Here is a 14923-nt window from a genome sequence, read left to right as displayed (position 1 = left end):
TCGAATTCCGTCGCGCTGCGACGGCAGGCCGCCTCCGATCAGCACCAAATCTTGCGGACGGCGCCTGACTGGAATCAGGACTATGTCATTTGAATTGCGACGCGCGCAGCGTCTGGGTGGAGCAAGCCTGCTCCTGCTCGGCGCCGCCGCCACATCGGCGCTCGCCCAAGAGCCGGTACAACAGCCTGCGCAAGATAAATCATCGACCGAGATCCCCGCCGTCACCGTGACGGCGCCGAGCCCGATCGTGCGCAGGGTGGTGCCGACCCGCAGCCCGGTCCATGTCGCGCGCACCGGACGGTCGCGCGGCCAGCAACGCACGGCGGAGGCTGCGCCGGCGGCGCCAGCGACGGGCGCCACGCCCCAGCAGGGCGTGCTGCCGATCGTCACCAACCAGTTCGCCACCGTCACCGTGGTGCCGAACGAGGAGATCCGCCGCGAGGGCGGCGGCCAGCTCGGCGATCTCCTGTTCTCCAAGCCCGGCATCACCGGCTCGAGCTTCGCACCCGGCGCCTCCAGCCGGCCGATCATCCGGGGTCTCGACGTCAACCGCGTCGGCATCGTCGAGAACGGCACCAATGCGAACGGCGCATCCGATCTCGGCGAGGATCACTTCGTCCCGATCGATACGCTCGCGACCAACCAGGTCGAGGTGGTGCGCGGGCCGGCCGCCTTGCGCTACGGCTCGACCTCGATCGGCGGCGTCGTCAGCGCGACCAACAACCGGATTCCGGACGCGCTGCCAACCTGCGGTGCCCAGCCGTTCCAGAGTTATGGCATGCCGGTGAAGGCGCCACTCGCAACCGCCGGGACATCGCCCTGCGTCACGGCCGAGACACGTTCCGCGTTCAGCTCGGTCGATCGCGGTGTCGAGAGCGGCGTGCTGCTCGATACCGGCGCCGGCAATTTCGCGTTCCATGCCGACGTCTACGGCCGCAACACGACGGATTACGGCATCCCGAGCTACCCCTATTTGACCGACCAGACCCGGACCATCACAAACGGGCGCCAGCCCAATTCGGCGTCGCGCACGGACGGCGCCTCGATCGGCGGCTCCTACTTCTTCCAGGGCGGCTATATCGGCGCGTCGATCACGCAGAACGACTCGCTCTACCATATCCCCGGCATCGACGGCGCCGACCACAACACGCGGATCGACGGTCACCAGACCAAGATCAACGTCAAGGGCGAGTACCGGCCCGATGCCGCCGCGATCGACACCATCCGCTTCTGGGCTGGCGCCACGGATTATCGACACAACGAGATCGGCCTTGCCGATCCCGCCGATCCCAACACCGACGGTGTGCGGCAGACCTTCACCAACAAGGAGCAGGAGATCCGCACCGAGGTGCAGTTGATGCCGTTCAACGCGCGCTTCGCCGAGGTGACGACGGCGCTGGGCTTTCAGGTCGGCCATCAGGAATTGACCGCGCCGAGCCCTGACAATCCCGGTACGCTGTTCAACGGCCTGTGGGACCCCAACAACAACACCCGCGTTGCCGCTTACGCCTTCAACGAGTTCAAGTTCACGGACGCGACGCGGGCCCAGATCGCCGGCCGCATCGAGCATGTCGAGCTGCACGGCACGACGCCGAACTTCCCGCCGGATTATCTACCCGACGGCACGCCGCAGGTGGGCATCGCACGCAATCCGTCCTTCACGCCGAAGAGCGGCAGCATCGGCCTGTTGCAGGACCTGCCGGGCGGCATGGTCGGCAGCATCACCGCACAATATGTCGAGCGCGCGCCGAAGCCGGCCGAACTGTTCTCGCGCGGTGCGCATGATGCGACCGCGACGTTCGACATCGGCAATCCGAACCTCACGATCGAGACCGCTGAGTCGGTCGAGGTTGGACTGCGCAAGGCGACGGGGCCGTTCCGGTTCGAGGCGACCGTCTACTACACGCATTTCGACAATTTCATCTTTCGCCGCCTCACCGGCGTGATGTGCGACGACAGTTTTGCGTCCTGCGGCACGCCGGGCGCCGAGTTGAACCAGGCCGTCTATTCGCAACGCAATGCCAATTTCCGCGGCGGCGAATTCCAGTCGCAGCTCGACGTCGGCGCATTCCTGGGCGGCATCTGGGGCATCGAGAACCAGTTCGACGTGGTGCGCGCCACCTTCACCGACGGCACCAACGTGCCGCGCATTCCGCCGCTGCGGATAGGCGGCGGCGTGTTCTGGCGCGACGACAACTGGCTGATGCGCGTCAACCTGTTGCACGCTTTCGCGCAGAACAACGTCGCCGTGATCGCGGAGACGCCGACGCCGGGCTACAATCTGCTGAAGGCCGAGGTCAGCTACAAGACCAAGCTCGATCCGCGTCTGTTCGGCGCGCGCGAGATGACGGCCGGCATCGTCGGCAACAATCTCCTCAACGAAAACATCCGCAACTCGGTGTCCTACACCAAGGACGAGGTTCTGATGCCCGGCATCGGCGTGCGGGCGTTCGCCAACTTCAAGTTCTAGCCGCGATTCAGTCGGGGCCTGCGGGCCCCGGCACACGCGCGTTGAGTGAGCCGTAGCCCGGATGGAGCGGAGCGAAATCCGGGCTACCGGCTGCGCGTCAGCCGCTTCTCGAAGCGCCATTGATCGACGGGGAACGGCCCGTTCGAGGTGTCCGTCATCATCACGAAGGTGCCGGCGTTGCGCCAACCGCTCTTCTCGTAGAACCGCGCAGCGCGCGCGTTGCCGACGGCGCGGGCGAGCCACGCCAGCTCCACGCCGCGCGCGGCAAGGCGGGCCTCTGCGTCGGAGATCAGCGCCGCGGCCACGCCCGCGCCGTGCGCCTTCGGCGATACGAAGAGCTGATACAATTCGTCAGCCCTGACGGCGCAGAAGCCGAGCGGCGCGCCGGCCGGGCCGACGACGCGGATGTCGGGAAGCATGACCGCCAGCCGATCGCGAAAATTCGGGAGCGTGCGGAGGCGGACCAGTTCTGGCGGCGCAAGCGAGGCATGCGACCCATGCCAGGCATCGTGCCATAGCTGAGCGAGATGATCGACTTCACCGGCATCAACGGGCCGCACCTGCATCATGGATACTCCGCAAGAGGTATCGTAGCCCGGATGGAACTCCCCTACCCCGCTCGCGCCTTGCTCCAGTCGGGCGTTACCTGCCCCGACACGCCCTCGAAAGCGCCGTCGACGAGCTCGAACACCAGCACGCGCGCGGCGTCGACCGGGCCCGGCATGGTGACGCGGCCCTTCGGCACCGGCTTGAAGCCGACGCGGCTGTAATAGGGCTCGTCGCCGACCAGCAGCACCAGACGGTGCCCCTTCTCCTTGGCGTCCTTCAGCGCGCGCTCCATCAGAAGACGGCCGATGCCGCGGTCGCGGAACGGCGGCTCGACGGTGAGCGGCCCGAGCAGCAGGGCCTGCGTCTCGCCGACCAGCACCGGCAATTGCCTGACCGAGCCGACCAGCAGCGTACCGATGCGGGCCGTGAAGGAAAGGTCGAGCAGATGGTCGACGTGCTCGCGAATGCGGTAAGCGCTGAGCACGAAACGGCCGGGGCCGAAGGTGCGCTCGTGCAGCCGTTCGATCGCCTGAGCGTCGCCGGCGGCTTCCGGAAGGATGGTGAGCGAGAGATCGGTCATGTCGGCATGCGTCTTCGAGCGAAGTGGTTTCAGGTTCGCGTCAGGAAAACGCGTCAATGCGAGATGCGGGATAACATCTCAGACGGCCGCGGTCCATCGGCCTCGTGGGCGATAAAACCCTGTGCCGGGCCGCGGCTGAGGACGGCCGCGAACAGCAGCGTCCAGAGCGACAGCATCAGGATCGGGATGACGTAGTACTGCGTGAAGACCGGATGCGTGGCAAAGAACGCCAGATTCAGCGCGAGATTGCCCGCCACCAGCAACGCGAGTTTTCTGACGCCGCCAGGGCCGGCGAAGCGCCACAACAGCGCGGTCCCGACGCAGGCGATCACGATCAACGGGAACTGCGTGTCGCGGAGATAGGCCAACAGCACGGCCGGGTCGAGGCTCCGCGGGGCCGTATCCTGGCCGCCATAGGCCGAGACCAGCGGATTGCCTGAGTTGACCAGGTTCGCCGCGAACACCGGCAACAGCCCGACGAGGAACGAAAGGCCGAGCGCGAGTCCTGAAACGAACGTCTCGCGGGTACGCCAGATCAGGAACGACAATCCGAAGAACAGGAAATAGCCGGCCGACAGAACCACGTTCGCGATCCGAAAGCTCGCGGACAGGCCGAGCAGCACGCCGACGGCAGCGACCATCAGCAGGCGGCGCCGGCCTTCATCGACGAACAGTCTTGCGGTGAACAGACCCGCCAGCGCGCAGACGACCATGGTCGGCGCCATCGAATAGCTCGCCTTGGTCGGATTGATCATGAAGTAGATCGAGAGCGCGCCGAGCAATGCGGCGAGCGTCAAGCCGACCTTCTCCTGCGCCCGCCACAACCCGAACAGCGCAAGGCCGGCGACGATCGCGTTGGCCAGCATATAGAGCGCAACGACCTGGACCCCCTCCGGGAACAGCGCCAGCACGAAGCCCGTGCCCGGCGGCGGCGTCATCACCCATTTGCTGCCGTCGGCAGTCTGGGTGTGGCAGGGTGCCCGCGTCGGTTCGTTCCAGTTCGGAAAATCGATACTGCGCAACTTGGCCGCGAGATAGCCGTCGGTTTCACGGGCGAGACTGGTGTCGAGCCCTTGCCAGCCGAAGCGCTGGAACAGGTGCGCCTGCCTGAGATAGCAGATGTCGTCATAGACGCCGCGGCTCTCGCTCCAATGCGAGATCAGCCTGATGTTGCTGGCCAGAATTGCCAGAAACACAATTGAAAAAAATACTTTAACAGCTCTCATCGGCATTCGCCGGGCGGCCCCACACAGCTTGAAATGGCCCGCCGCCTGTACATGAAAAGCACCGGCAAGTATAGCAAAGTGGGGATTCTGGAGGTGAGGCAGACGTGGCCGATATGGGACTGGGCTTGGGTTCAACTGACACGTGCCACAACGGTGCTGCCGCACCGCAGCAGGGCACGTCGCGAGTCCTCATCATCATTCCCTGCTTCAACGAGGAGGCCTCGGTCGGCGGCCTGCTGAGCGAGATCGCGGCGACCGGCCGCGGCTACCACACCCTGGTCGTCGACGACGGCTCGTCGGACGCGACGTCCGCGGTGGCAAGCTGCCGCTCGCCGGTCGCCCGCCTCGCGCAGAATCTCGGCATCGGCGGCGCCGTGCAGACCGGCATCAAATACGCGGCGCGTCAGGATTTTGATTTCTGCATCCAGATCGACGGCGACGGGCAGCATGATCCGCGCGCCATCGAGACGCTTCTGGAGGCCTATCGCAACGACCCGACCAACATCACCATCGGAAGCCGCTTCATCGACCATGCCGGTTTCTGCTCCACGCGCATGCGGCGCGCCGGCATCAGGCTGATCGTGCTCGCGCTCAACGGCCTGTTCAGCGGCGGCCGCATCACCGATCCGACCAGCGGCATGCGTTTGCTCGACCGTTCCGCCATCGCCTTCTTCGCAAAAGCCTATCCGACGGATTTTCCGGAGCCGATCTCGCTGGCCTGGGCCATGCGCGCAGGCCTCACGGTCAGCGAAGTTCCGGTCGAGATGCGGGCGCGCGAGACCGGCGTCAGCTCGATCGACGGATTGAAGTCGGCGAGTTACATGATCCGCGTGCTCGGTTATATCCTGCTCGCGCGCCTCGTGAGGGCGTCATGACGCCGAGCGTCCCCGTTCCGATTCGTGGTCTCATCATCTCGTCGAACATTCTGAGGAGGCAGCCGTGACAGATGCCCTTCCAAGTCCGGAGACGGTCGTCGTCGTCTCCGCCTTTGCGCTGATCTACATGCTGGTGCTGCTGCGCAAGACGATGCAGGGCAAGTTCGATCTCTATGACTTCCTGATGCTGTCCATGGTGGCGATCATCCCCGCGGGCTTCACGCTGTTTCCAACACTGGCTTATCTCGTCAGCCATCTGACCGGCGTCGTGTTTCCGTTCGTCGTGATGTTCGGCGCCCTGTTCCTGGTGGTGTTCGCGTTCATGCACAACATGACCGCGCGACTGCACAGGCTGGAGCGGCAGAACTGCGCGCTGATCCAAGAACAGAGCCTGCTGGTGCTGGAGCTGCACGCGAAGCAGGGCCGTCAGGGCGTCGAGTCATGACCGCGTAGCCGAAGAAATCCAGCGTCGTCGCGAGGCAAAGACAGGGAGAGCGGGCATGCTGAAGAACGCGAAAGTGGCAACCCGGCTTCCAGCCAAAGACCTCGACCGCGCGCGGGCGTTCTATTCGGAAAAGCTCGGGCTCGAGCCGGTCGAACAGCGCGAGGGTGGGCTCCGTTACGTCTGTGCGGCCGGCGAGTTTGCGATATTCGTCTCGGCCGGCACGCAATCCGGCACGCACACGCAGATGGGGTGGGAAGTCGAGGATATCGAGGCAACCGTTCGCGAACTTCGCACACGCGGCGTCGCGTTCGAGGACTATGATTTGCCCGGCTTGAAGACCGTCGATGGAATTGCGGAGATCGCGGGAAACTATCCGAGCAAGGGTACTGGCGAGCGGGGCGCCTGGTTCCGCGACAGCGAAGGTAACTTGCTGGGGATCGGGCAGCCGGTTCGGGCTTGAGGATTCGCCAGGCCGCTTCGACGTCACATCGTTTCAACGTCACATCGCTAAAGTGGCAAATTCCTTTAACGCCACGTCGCGGTCGGCGTCTTGCCATCCAGCACTTCCGCGAGCCTTTGCCGCGTGCCGTGTGTGGTGCCCTCGGGCAGCGCATTGATCGCGAAGAATCCGCATTCGATGATCTCGTGGTTGGGCTCAGGGACGCGATCCTGCTTGAACTGCCTGACCACATAGACCGCGACGTGGTCGCGGCGGGAGACATGGCTGTTGAGGAAGATGCCGTGCAGCACCGCGTCACCGGTGAGATCGATGTCCCCCTCCTCCTTGAGCTCGCGCCGCATCGCCTGCTCCATGGTCTCGCCGAGATCGACGCCGCCGCCGGGCAGATACCAGCCGGTGATGTAGCTGTGCCTGACCAGGAACACCCGGTTCTCGGAATCCAGGACCACGGCGCGGACGCCGAGCGTCATGCCGCGGACAAGCAGGAAATAGGCGTGGAAGATTCGCCGCAGCAGCGGTTCGAATGTCCGTCGGACGCTGTTCAGACGATCCCCCATCAGGCTCCCAAAGAAACTCCCAAGAAAACTGCCATGAGGCCCCGGTCCGGGCCCCGCTTGCACAGTCCTCGCGACCTTGCCATTACAGCGGACGAATAGCGAGGCAATCGCGCGCCATGGCCCCCTTCACGCTCGCCCATCTGTCCGACCCGCATCTGCCGCCGTTGCCGAAGCCGCGGCTGATCGAGCTCGCGGGCAAGCGCGCGCTCGGCTACGTCAACTGGACGCGCAACCGGCACAAGTACCAGCGCCGCGAGGTGCTCGACGCGCTCGTCGCCGACGTCCAGGCGCAGACGCCCGACCACATCGCGGTCACAGGCGATCTCGTCAATCTGGCACTGGAGGCGGAGTTCGCGCCGGCGCGCGCCTGGCTCGACGGCGTCGGTCCGCCCGACCGCGTCACCACCATTCCCGGCAATCACGATGCCTATGTCCGCGCCACCTCTCACCGCTTCGGCGAGACGTTTGCGCCTTATCTCACTGGCGATGACGGCAGCGTCGGCTTTCCGGGCGTACGCCGGCGCGGGCCGCTCGCGCTGATCAGCCTGTCCACGGCCGTGCCGACCCTGCCGCTGATGGCGACGGGCACGCTCGGCCGCGATCAGCTCGCGTCCCTCGAAGCGGTCCTCGACCGCCTCGCCGCCGAGGACGCTTTCCGCGTGCTGCTGGTACATCATCCCCTGAAGTCCGGCGCGCGCCAGAAACGGATGACCGATGCGGGTGCGCTGCTGGCACTGATCAAGCGTCACGGCGTCGAGTTGATCCTGCACGGGCACGACCACATTCATTCGACGATGTGGTTCGAGGGCCCCAACGGCAAGATCCCCGCGGTCGGCGTGCCGTCGGCCTCCGCGCTCGCCCACGGGCGCTACCCGGCGGCAGCGTATAACCTGTTCACGATCGAGAAAGACAATGCCGGCTGGCGCTGCGAGCAGACCGTGCGGGGCCTCGGATCCGGATTTCAGATCCGGCAGATCAAGCAGGCAAGGCTGATCTAGTTCGCCGTCATTGCGAGCCAACGGGTCCGCGCGAAGCGCGGCCCGATGACAGGCTCCGCGAAGCAATCCAGAGTCTCTCCGCGGAAAGATTCCTGGATTGCTTCGTTGCGCTCGCAATGACGGCGGAGGGCGTCTCACCAGCTCCGCAGGGCCGCCAGCACGGCGAGGCCGAACAAGGCCGCCGCGCCGAAAATGAATCCGAACACGAACGGCCAGAGGCGCGAGCGGCGCGGCGGCTCGGCGGCCGCGGGCTTCGGCTCTGATGGCACCACCATGGCGTGCTCGCGCTCGATCATGCGGCGGGCGACGTAGTCGGTCACGGCTTCGACGATCATTGCGGTGTCGTGCGATTCGGCGAGCACGATGCGGCCGAAGCGGGTGTCCTGGACAAAGCGGTACATCCGCTTGTCGCGCCCCATCATGATGTGTGCGACGACATCGATCCAGAGTCTGGGCGTATCGCCCTGGCTGATGCCGCGATCGAACAGGTCGATCTGGTCGGGCACCTGCGCGAACAGGGGATCGAGCGCATCGTTGAGGATCTCCAGCCGCGCCACCTCGGCATCGCGCAAATCGACGACCACACCGGTCCGGTCGGCGGCCTCGATCCGTGCGCGCAGCAGCGCGTCGCGCAGCCGCACCGGGCGCGGCTGGCTGGGATGGGTCCCGCTGGTCTCAGGCTCTGACATTGTCGGCCTCGTGCTCGACTTTACGCCATTAACCTATCAGCAACCAAACGGTCCGCAAAGGGCCCACAATTCCAGAGACTTACGGCGCCCACAGCCGATTGACCTGTACCAAAAACAGACGATCCCACCCGGCTTGCGCCGGATGGGACCCTCCGTCCTTGGACGTCTTCTTAATTAGTCAGGCAGCCGTCAGGCCGAGACCCGCGACGGCTCTTCCACGATCGAGAAGCGGACGCCGGCCTTGTGGCGGTTCTCTTCCGAGACCGAGCGCCAGGCATCCTCGGCTTCCTTGCGGGTCTTGAACGGACCCTGCACCTGGGCCGAGCCTTCCACGAGCTTGTGGAAGTTCATCGAACCGAACTCGCCGCCGATCACCCAGAAATTGCTGCCTTTGGTCATTGTCAGTCTCCTGTCGAATAGCGTGGTACGTTAGCCGAACTGGTTCATCGTATTGTGGGCGCCGCCCGCCTTCAGGGCAGCCTCGCCGGCGAAGTATTCCTTGTGGTCGTCGCCGATGTCGGAGCCGGCCATGTTCTGATGCTTGGCGCAGGCGATGCCCTGGCGGATTTCGGCGCGCTGCACGTTCTTCACGTAGCCGAGCATGCCCTGGTCGCCGAAATATTCCTTGGCCAGATTGTCGGTCGAGAGCGCTGCCGTGTGGTAGGTCGGCAACGTGATCAGGTGATGGAAGATGCCGGCACGCTTGGCTGAGTCGGCCTGGAAGGTGCGGATCCGCTCGTCGGCTTCCTTCGCCAGCGGCGTGTCGTCGTATTCCGGCTTCATCAGCTCAGCACGGTTGTACTTGCTGACGTCCTGGCCGGCTTCCTTCATTGCGTCGTAGACCTGCCAACGGAAGTTGAGGGTCCAGTTGAACGACGGCGAGTTGTTGTAGGCCAGCTTCGCGTTCGGAACCACCTTGCGGATCCGGTCGACCATCTTGGCGATCTGCTCGATATGCGGCTTCTCGGTCTCGATCCAGAGCAGGTCGGCGCCGTTCTGCAGCGAGGTGATGCTGTCGAGCACGCAGCGGTCTTCGCCAGTGCCGGGACGGAACTGGTAGAGGTTGCTGGGCAAGCGCTTCGGACGCATCATCTTGCCGTTACGGTTGATGATGACATCGCCGTTGCGGGCGTTCTCCGGCGTGATCTCCTCGCAATCGAGGAAGCTGTTGTACTGATCGCCGAGGTCGCCAGGCTTGTGGCTGACGGCGATCTGCTGCGTCAGGCCGGCGCCGAGCGAGTCGGTACGGGTCACGACGACACCGTCTTCGATGCCGAGCTCGAGGAAAGCATGGCGGCAGGCGCGGATCTTCGCCAGGAACACCTCGTGCGGCACGGTGACCTTGCCGTCCTGGTGACCGCACTGCTTTTCGTCCGAGACCTGGTTCTCGATCTGGAGCGCGCAGGCGCCCGCTTCGATCATCTTCTTGGCGAGCAGATAGGTCGCCTCCGCGTTGCCGAAGCCCGCGTCGATGTCGGCGATGACGGGCACGACATGGGTCTGGAAGTTGTCGATCTTCTCGATCAGCTCCTTCTCCCTGGTCTTGTCGCCTTCCTTGCGCGCCTTATCGAGGCTGCGGAAGATGTCGTTCAGCTCACGCGAGTCGGCCTGGCGCAGGAAGGTGTAGAGCTCTTCGATCAACGCGGGCACCGAGGTCTTCTCGTGCATCGACTGGTCGGGCAGCGGGCCGAATTCGGAGCGCAGCGCCGCGATCATCCAGCCGGACAGGTACAGATAGGTGCGATCGGTCTTGCCGCCGAAGTGCTTCTTGACCGAGATCAGCTTCTGCTGGGCGATGAAACCGTGCCAGCAGCCCAGTGACTGCGTGTACTTGGTCGGATCGTTGTCATAGGCCGCCATGTCGGTCCGCATCAGCGCCGCGGTGTAGCGAGCGATGTCCAGACCGGTCTTGAAGCGGTTCTGCAGGCGCATGCGCGCGACGGCCTCGGCGGACACCCCGTTCCAGGTCGGCTGGGTCTTGAGGAGCGCCTGGGCTGCCTCGATCTCGCTCTGATACGAGGCCGGGCTCTGCAGGGCGTTGATGCCACGGGGCTGGTAATTCATCTGCTCGATCCTTTCGCTGATGACAACTCAACTTGTCATCGACATTTTTGACAGTGCATTGCGAAATGCGTGTCATGAGCTAAACGCCAGAAAGCGAAGTTCGTACAGAGGCCTTGTATTCGAATGGTGATGTCATGTAATATCATAACATGTAATAGATGTTATTTTGTAAATCTTGTAAAGAATATGGGTCAGTAAGACTGTCCTTGATGTGCCTGTTATTCCGTTGGGAGATCTGAAAATGCCCGCCGTATCAGGGAAAAAACTGTTCGTCGGCCCACGCTTCCGGCGGATCCGGCAGCAATTGGGGCTGTCGCAGACCCAGATCGCCGAGGGGCTCGGGATCTCGCCGAGCTATGTCAACCTGATCGAGCGCAACCAGCGCCCGGTGACGGCGCAGATCCTGCTGCGGCTGGCCGAGACCTATGATCTCGACCTGCGCGACCTCGCGACCGCCGACGAGGACCGCTTCTTCGCCGAGCTGAACGAGATCTTCTCCGATCCGCTGTTCCGCCAGATCGACGTTCCCAAGCAGGAACTGCGCGACCTTGCCGAGCTCTGTCCCGGCGTCACCCATGCGCTGCAACGGCTCTATGCCGCCTATGCCGAGGCCCGCCAGGGCGAGACCTTGGCCGCGGCGCACATGGCCGACCGCGACGTCGGCACGCGCTATGAGGCCAATCCCGTCGAGCGCGTGCGCGAGCTGATCGAGGCCAACCGCAATTATTTTCCGGAGCTGGAGCAGGCCGCGGAGACGCTTCGCGACGAACTGAACGTGCCGGCCGAAGGACTCTATGCCGCGCTATCCGCACGCCTGCGCGAAAAGCATTCGATCCAGACCCGCATCATGCCGGTCGACGTGATGCGCGAGACGCTCAGGCGTTTCGACCGCCATCGCCGCCAGCTCTTGATCTCCGAGCTGGTGGATCCGCCCGGCCGCGCGTTCCAGCTCGCCTTCCAGCTCGGCCTGGGCGAATGCGCGCAAGCCCTGGAGACCATCATCGGTCGCGCCGGCCCGCTCGACGACGCGCCGCGCCGCCTGTTCCGCATCACGCTCGCCAACTATTTTGCGGCGGCCGTGATGATGCCATACCCGGCCTTCCTCGCCGCGGCGGAGGCCTTGAACTACGACATCCACGTGCTGGCGCAGCGCTTCAATTCCGGCTTCGAGCAGGTCTGCCATCGCCTCACCACGCTGCAACGGCCGAACGCGCGCGGCATTCCGTTCTTCCTGCTGCGCGTCGACAATGCCGGCAACGTGTCGAAACGCTTCTCCTCCGGCACGTTCCCGTTCTCGAAATTCGGCGGCACCTGTCCGTTGTGGAACGTGCACTCGACCTTCGACACGCCGGATCGCCTGTTGAAGCAGGTGATCGAGCTGTCCGACGGCACGCGCTATTTCTCGATCGCGCAGATGGTGCGCCGCCCCGTTGCGCCGCATCCGCTGCCGCAGCCGCGCTTCGCCATCGGCCTCGGCTGCGAGATCCGTCACGCCGCCCGCCTCGTCTACGCCTCCGGCCTGGATTTGGAGAAAACGGAGGGCACGCCGATCGGCGTCAACTGTCGCCTCTGCGAACGCGAAAACTGCGCCCAGCGCGCCGAGCCGCCGATCACGCGCACGCTGATTTTGGACGAAACGACAAGACGGGTGTCGAGTTTCGCGTTCTCGAATGCACGGGAGTTGTGAGGGGCACGGCTACGCCTTTGGCGGAAGGCGCAAGCCACACCCACCGCTGTCATGCCCGCGACCCGGCTACGCCAAGGCTTCGCCGCGGCTGCGGTCCAGGGGCGCCGAAGCTTTAGCGTAGGCGGCAGGCGGGGCATCCAGTACGCCGCGGCTTATCGGTTCGATCACAGCCGTCTCGGGGTACTGGATCGCCCGGTCAAGCCGGGCGATGACAGTTGAGTGTGAGGCGAGAGCGATCCGTCCAACTACGCCAGCGTATGCACAATCACCGGCCCGGCTGCGGCGCTCGCATGCCCTGCAAGCAGCGGCCCCAGATCCTTCTCGATCCAGGCGATCGCGCGCCGGTTCGCCTCCTCCGCCTGCTCGAACTTGTCGAAGATGGAGATCGCGGTGACCGTGTCGTCGCCGGCATAGACGACGTAGTAGGCACGGAAACCCTCGACGTCGCTGATGATCGGAACGGCGCCGTCCTTGATGCGGCGCGCCAGCTCTTCGGCGCTCCCGCTTTTCGCCTTGGCCTGACGGATGGCGGCATACATGGCATCCTCCTCCGGCTATTGCTGTCGGGCATGTGCCCGGCTTCGATCCTACGCCGAAGCGCGCGACCAATCCACGCTTGGTTAACCCGGCACTAATCCATTCCCGCGATCTGCAACCAACGGTTAAGCACGCCTCAACATCGGTGCCTTAGTCTCGCCCCACTCACTTTTCGCAAACGGCGACGGCCTATTCTGCCGGGTGAAGTGACATCAGGGGGTTCATCATGCGCGTTGCGCTGCTGCTGACCGCGACCGTTGTGGGCGCGCTCTTCGCCAATCCATCCCATGCCGGATCGCTCGACGCGTCGGCCGGGGCAGCGCAGGCGCTGCCGCCGGGCTTCCAGAGCTACCGCGGCTACATGTTCGACCTGACGGAGAATTCCGAGCGCAAGGACGTCGACAAGCTCACCGACAATCTGAAGCAGCAGATCGACGTCGTCGAAGCTTCCGGCCTGTCGCCGCGCGTGCTGCGCTTCTTCCACACCGTTCCGATCGTCGCGAGCGAGCTCGCCTGCCTCGACGAAGGCGCCGCGACCGCATGCTACGGCCGGGTCACCCCGGACATCCAGCGCACCGCACCCCGGACGCTGACGGTCTGGGACCCCGACAAGCAGCGCTGGACCAATCCGAACGCCGTCGACCTCGCGGTCGATTCGGGCCTCGGCGTGATCATGCTGCGGCCGGACATGATGCGCTACGAGAAGGAAGCCGTGCTGCTGCACGAGTTGCTGCACGCCTATCACGCGCGGCTGTTGCCGGACGGCTACGCGAACAAGGGCGTGATCGGCTATTACGCCCTTGCCAAGTCCAAGGATATGTTACCCAAGGAATCCTATGCGATGAAGAATCCCATGGAATTCTTTGCCGTGACCGCCAGCATCTTCCTGGCCGGCAAGAGCGAATTCCACGACCCGAAGTCGCGCGAGGCGCTCAAGGAGAAGATGCCGGACTATTACAAATATCTGGTCGGCGTGTTCGGCTTCGACCCCGATCCGGCACCGGCGAGCGGACCGGTTGCCTCGCTGAAATAAGGCGTCTGCGCCAAGCCACCCCAGAAAGCCGCGCAAAAATGCGCGGCTTTTTTGGTTTGGTAACCGGAAGCTGCGGATGACGCACCGCCGGGAATTGCCAAGGCGGGGCCCGATCTGCATAGTCCCGCCCGCATCGATACCGTTTTAAGAGGATAGAACAACATGGCGGACGCCGACCTGGATGTCGTGATCCGGCAACTGGCCAGACAGCTGCATACGGGCCTTTTGACCCGCGCCAAGGAGCGCCGGGATCGCTTCAACGGCCTTGCGGCCAAGGCCAAGGGCAAGGAGACCGGCGACCGCTTCAAGATGATGGCCAAGGCCACGATGGAGCAGGCCACCGCCGCCGCCAAGCGCCTCCAGATGTCCGCCGACAACGTCGCCGACAGCTACGCCCGCTCGATGCGCCTCGTCGCCAGCACGCCGATCCCGGCGAAGGTGGAGAAGAATGCGAAGGAGAAGCCGGTGAAGAAGGCCGCGAAGGCCAAGAAGGCCAAAGCCAAGAAGGCGAAGTAGTCGCCCTGCTTTCTTCCTTCTCCCCTTGCGGGAGAAGGTGGCGCGAAGCGCCGGATGAGGGGTTGTTTCCGCGCGCAACACTGTTCGTGAGGATAGATACCGCTTGTAAGTCGAAGCGCCGCAGGTCTGCTATTGTAGACGTTGCGGTGACGGACGGGAGCCCGCAAACCCCCAGGTCGTTGCAGGCCGTGGGTGAGAGAGGTGCCCCGTCCGTTAGTCCATTGAACCCGAACAGTC

At 64.5% G+C, this 14923-nt stretch carries 16 protein-coding genes; 8 read left to right on the top strand and 8 right to left on the bottom strand.

What is annotated here, in order from left to right:
• Positions 1 to 82 precede the first annotated feature (82 nt).
• Positions 83 to 2470: a TonB-dependent receptor gene (locus CT676_RS39560; protein WP_135216912.1), complete on the top strand. Its 2388-nt coding sequence runs from the start codon at positions 83 to 85 to the stop codon at positions 2468 to 2470.
• Between the two features lie 83 nt (positions 2471 to 2553).
• Here CT676_RS39560 and CT676_RS39555 read toward each other — a convergent pair whose 3' ends face one another.
• Genes CT676_RS39555 through CT676_RS39545 form a run of 3 tightly spaced genes read right to left on the bottom strand, consistent with a single transcriptional unit; the run spans position 2554 to position 4825 of the window.
• Positions 2554 to 3036, bottom strand: a complete 483-nt coding sequence (locus CT676_RS39555; RefSeq protein ID WP_135216925.1) for a GNAT family N-acetyltransferase — start codon at positions 3034 to 3036, stop codon at positions 2554 to 2556.
• 44 nt (positions 3037 to 3080) lie between these two features.
• The gene (locus tag CT676_RS39550) at positions 3081 to 3599 is read right to left on the bottom strand and encodes an N-acetyltransferase (RefSeq protein ID WP_135216911.1); all 519 of its coding nucleotides are present in this window, start codon (positions 3597 to 3599) and stop codon (positions 3081 to 3083) included.
• 53 nt (positions 3600 to 3652) lie between these two features.
• Positions 3653 to 4825 (bottom strand): hypothetical protein, encoded by a 1173-nt coding sequence (locus CT676_RS39545; protein ID WP_244623451.1) that lies wholly within the window; start codon positions 4823 to 4825, stop codon positions 3653 to 3655.
• Between the two features lie 125 nt (positions 4826 to 4950).
• Here CT676_RS39545 and CT676_RS39540 point away from each other — a divergent pair, with 125 nt between their 5' ends.
• The 3 genes from CT676_RS39540 (at position 4951) to CT676_RS39530 (ending at position 6605) form a co-directional block, all read left to right on the top strand.
• Entirely contained in the window at positions 4951 to 5700 is a 750-nt protein-coding gene (locus CT676_RS39540) for a glycosyltransferase family 2 protein (protein WP_224580649.1), read from the top strand.
• Between the two features lie 64 nt (positions 5701 to 5764).
• Positions 5765 to 6145, top strand: a complete 381-nt coding sequence (locus tag CT676_RS39535; protein ID WP_135216909.1) for a DUF2304 domain-containing protein — start codon at positions 5765 to 5767, stop codon at positions 6143 to 6145.
• Positions 6146 to 6200: 55 nt separating this feature from the next.
• Positions 6201 to 6605, top strand: a complete 405-nt coding sequence (locus CT676_RS39530) for a VOC family protein (RefSeq protein ID WP_135216908.1) — start codon at positions 6201 to 6203, stop codon at positions 6603 to 6605.
• Between the two features lie 65 nt (positions 6606 to 6670).
• Here CT676_RS39530 and CT676_RS39525 read toward each other — a convergent pair whose 3' ends face one another.
• On the bottom strand, positions 6671 to 7162 hold the full coding sequence (locus CT676_RS39525; RefSeq protein WP_135216907.1) for an NUDIX domain-containing protein: 492 nt from the start codon (positions 7160 to 7162) through the stop codon (positions 6671 to 6673).
• Between the two features lie 116 nt (positions 7163 to 7278).
• Between CT676_RS39525 and CT676_RS39520 the strand changes: the two genes are divergently transcribed.
• Complete coding sequence (locus CT676_RS39520) at positions 7279 to 8160, top strand: metallophosphoesterase (RefSeq protein WP_135216906.1); 882 nt, start codon at positions 7279 to 7281, stop codon at positions 8158 to 8160.
• 134 nt (positions 8161 to 8294) lie between these two features.
• Here CT676_RS39520 and CT676_RS39515 read toward each other — a convergent pair whose 3' ends face one another.
• From CT676_RS39515 to CT676_RS39505, 3 genes are all read right to left on the bottom strand, one after another.
• Positions 8295 to 8849, bottom strand: a complete 555-nt coding sequence (locus CT676_RS39515) for a hypothetical protein (RefSeq protein WP_028148626.1) — start codon at positions 8847 to 8849, stop codon at positions 8295 to 8297.
• A gap of 189 nt (positions 8850 to 9038) precedes the next feature.
• On the bottom strand, positions 9039 to 9248 hold the full coding sequence (locus tag CT676_RS39510; protein WP_008137787.1) for a hypothetical protein: 210 nt from the start codon (positions 9246 to 9248) through the stop codon (positions 9039 to 9041).
• A gap of 30 nt (positions 9249 to 9278) precedes the next feature.
• A complete protein-coding gene (locus CT676_RS39505) occupies positions 9279 to 10913 on the bottom strand; it encodes an isocitrate lyase (protein ID WP_085402495.1) in 1635 nt (544 codons plus the stop codon).
• Between the two features lie 241 nt (positions 10914 to 11154).
• Here CT676_RS39505 and CT676_RS39500 point away from each other — a divergent pair, with 241 nt between their 5' ends.
• Positions 11155 to 12600, top strand: coding sequence for an XRE family transcriptional regulator (locus tag CT676_RS39500; RefSeq protein WP_063985175.1), 1446 nt, complete (start codon positions 11155 to 11157; stop codon positions 12598 to 12600).
• Between the two features lie 245 nt (positions 12601 to 12845).
• On the opposite strand, the gene CT676_RS44555 is transcribed toward CT676_RS39500, so the two are convergent.
• Positions 12846 to 13139, bottom strand: coding sequence for an antibiotic biosynthesis monooxygenase (locus CT676_RS44555; protein WP_166084869.1), 294 nt, complete (start codon positions 13137 to 13139; stop codon positions 12846 to 12848).
• A gap of 224 nt (positions 13140 to 13363) precedes the next feature.
• Between CT676_RS44555 and CT676_RS39490 the strand changes: the two genes are divergently transcribed.
• Both CT676_RS39490 and CT676_RS39485 read left to right on the top strand, forming a co-directional pair.
• Positions 13364 to 14170: a hypothetical protein gene (locus CT676_RS39490; RefSeq protein ID WP_085402494.1), complete on the top strand. Its 807-nt coding sequence runs from the start codon at positions 13364 to 13366 to the stop codon at positions 14168 to 14170.
• Between the two features lie 162 nt (positions 14171 to 14332).
• Positions 14333 to 14686 carry a hypothetical protein gene (locus CT676_RS39485; RefSeq protein WP_135216905.1) on the top strand — a complete coding sequence of 118 codons (354 nt, stop codon included), beginning with the start codon at positions 14333 to 14335 and terminating at the stop codon, positions 14684 to 14686.
• Positions 14687 to 14923 lie beyond the last annotated feature (237 nt).

This window comes from Bradyrhizobium sp. MOS001 (assembly GCF_004634465.1).
GTDB classification, from domain to species: Bacteria; Pseudomonadota; Alphaproteobacteria; order Rhizobiales; family Xanthobacteraceae; genus Bradyrhizobium; species Bradyrhizobium barranii.
This window is presented reverse-complemented; position numbering and strand designations above follow the sequence as displayed.

What these genes read in the sequence shown, in the direction of transcription:
- CT676_RS39560 (WP_135216912.1), top strand. Translation starts at nt 83, where the DNA reads ATGTCATTTGAATTGCGACGCGCGCAGCGTCTGGGTGGAGCAAGCCTG.
- CT676_RS39555 (WP_135216925.1), bottom strand. Translation starts at nt 3,036, where the DNA reads ATGCAGGTGCGGCCCGTTGATGCCGGTGAAGTCGATCATCTCGCTCAG.
- CT676_RS39550 (WP_135216911.1), bottom strand. Translation starts at nt 3,599, where the DNA reads ATGACCGATCTCTCGCTCACCATCCTTCCGGAAGCCGCCGGCGACGCT.
- CT676_RS39545 (WP_244623451.1), bottom strand. Translation starts at nt 4,825, where the DNA reads ATGAGAGCTGTTAAAGTATTTTTTTCAATTGTGTTTCTGGCAATTCTG.
- CT676_RS39530 (WP_135216908.1), top strand. Translation starts at nt 6,201, where the DNA reads ATGCTGAAGAACGCGAAAGTGGCAACCCGGCTTCCAGCCAAAGACCTC.
- CT676_RS39525 (WP_135216907.1), bottom strand. Translation starts at nt 7,162, where the DNA reads ATGGGGGATCGTCTGAACAGCGTCCGACGGACATTCGAACCGCTGCTG.
- CT676_RS39520 (WP_135216906.1), top strand. Translation starts at nt 7,279, where the DNA reads ATGGCCCCCTTCACGCTCGCCCATCTGTCCGACCCGCATCTGCCGCCG.
- CT676_RS39515 (WP_028148626.1), bottom strand. Translation starts at nt 8,849, where the DNA reads ATGTCAGAGCCTGAGACCAGCGGGACCCATCCCAGCCAGCCGCGCCCG.
- CT676_RS39510 (WP_008137787.1), bottom strand. Translation starts at nt 9,248, where the DNA reads ATGACCAAAGGCAGCAATTTCTGGGTGATCGGCGGCGAGTTCGGTTCG.
- CT676_RS39505 (WP_085402495.1), bottom strand. Translation starts at nt 10,913, where the DNA reads ATGAATTACCAGCCCCGTGGCATCAACGCCCTGCAGAGCCCGGCCTCG.
- CT676_RS39500 (WP_063985175.1), top strand. Translation starts at nt 11,155, where the DNA reads ATGCCCGCCGTATCAGGGAAAAAACTGTTCGTCGGCCCACGCTTCCGG.
- CT676_RS44555 (WP_166084869.1), bottom strand. Translation starts at nt 13,139, where the DNA reads ATGTATGCCGCCATCCGTCAGGCCAAGGCGAAAAGCGGGAGCGCCGAA.
- CT676_RS39490 (WP_085402494.1), top strand. Translation starts at nt 13,364, where the DNA reads ATGCGCGTTGCGCTGCTGCTGACCGCGACCGTTGTGGGCGCGCTCTTC.
- CT676_RS39485 (WP_135216905.1), top strand. Translation starts at nt 14,333, where the DNA reads ATGGCGGACGCCGACCTGGATGTCGTGATCCGGCAACTGGCCAGACAG.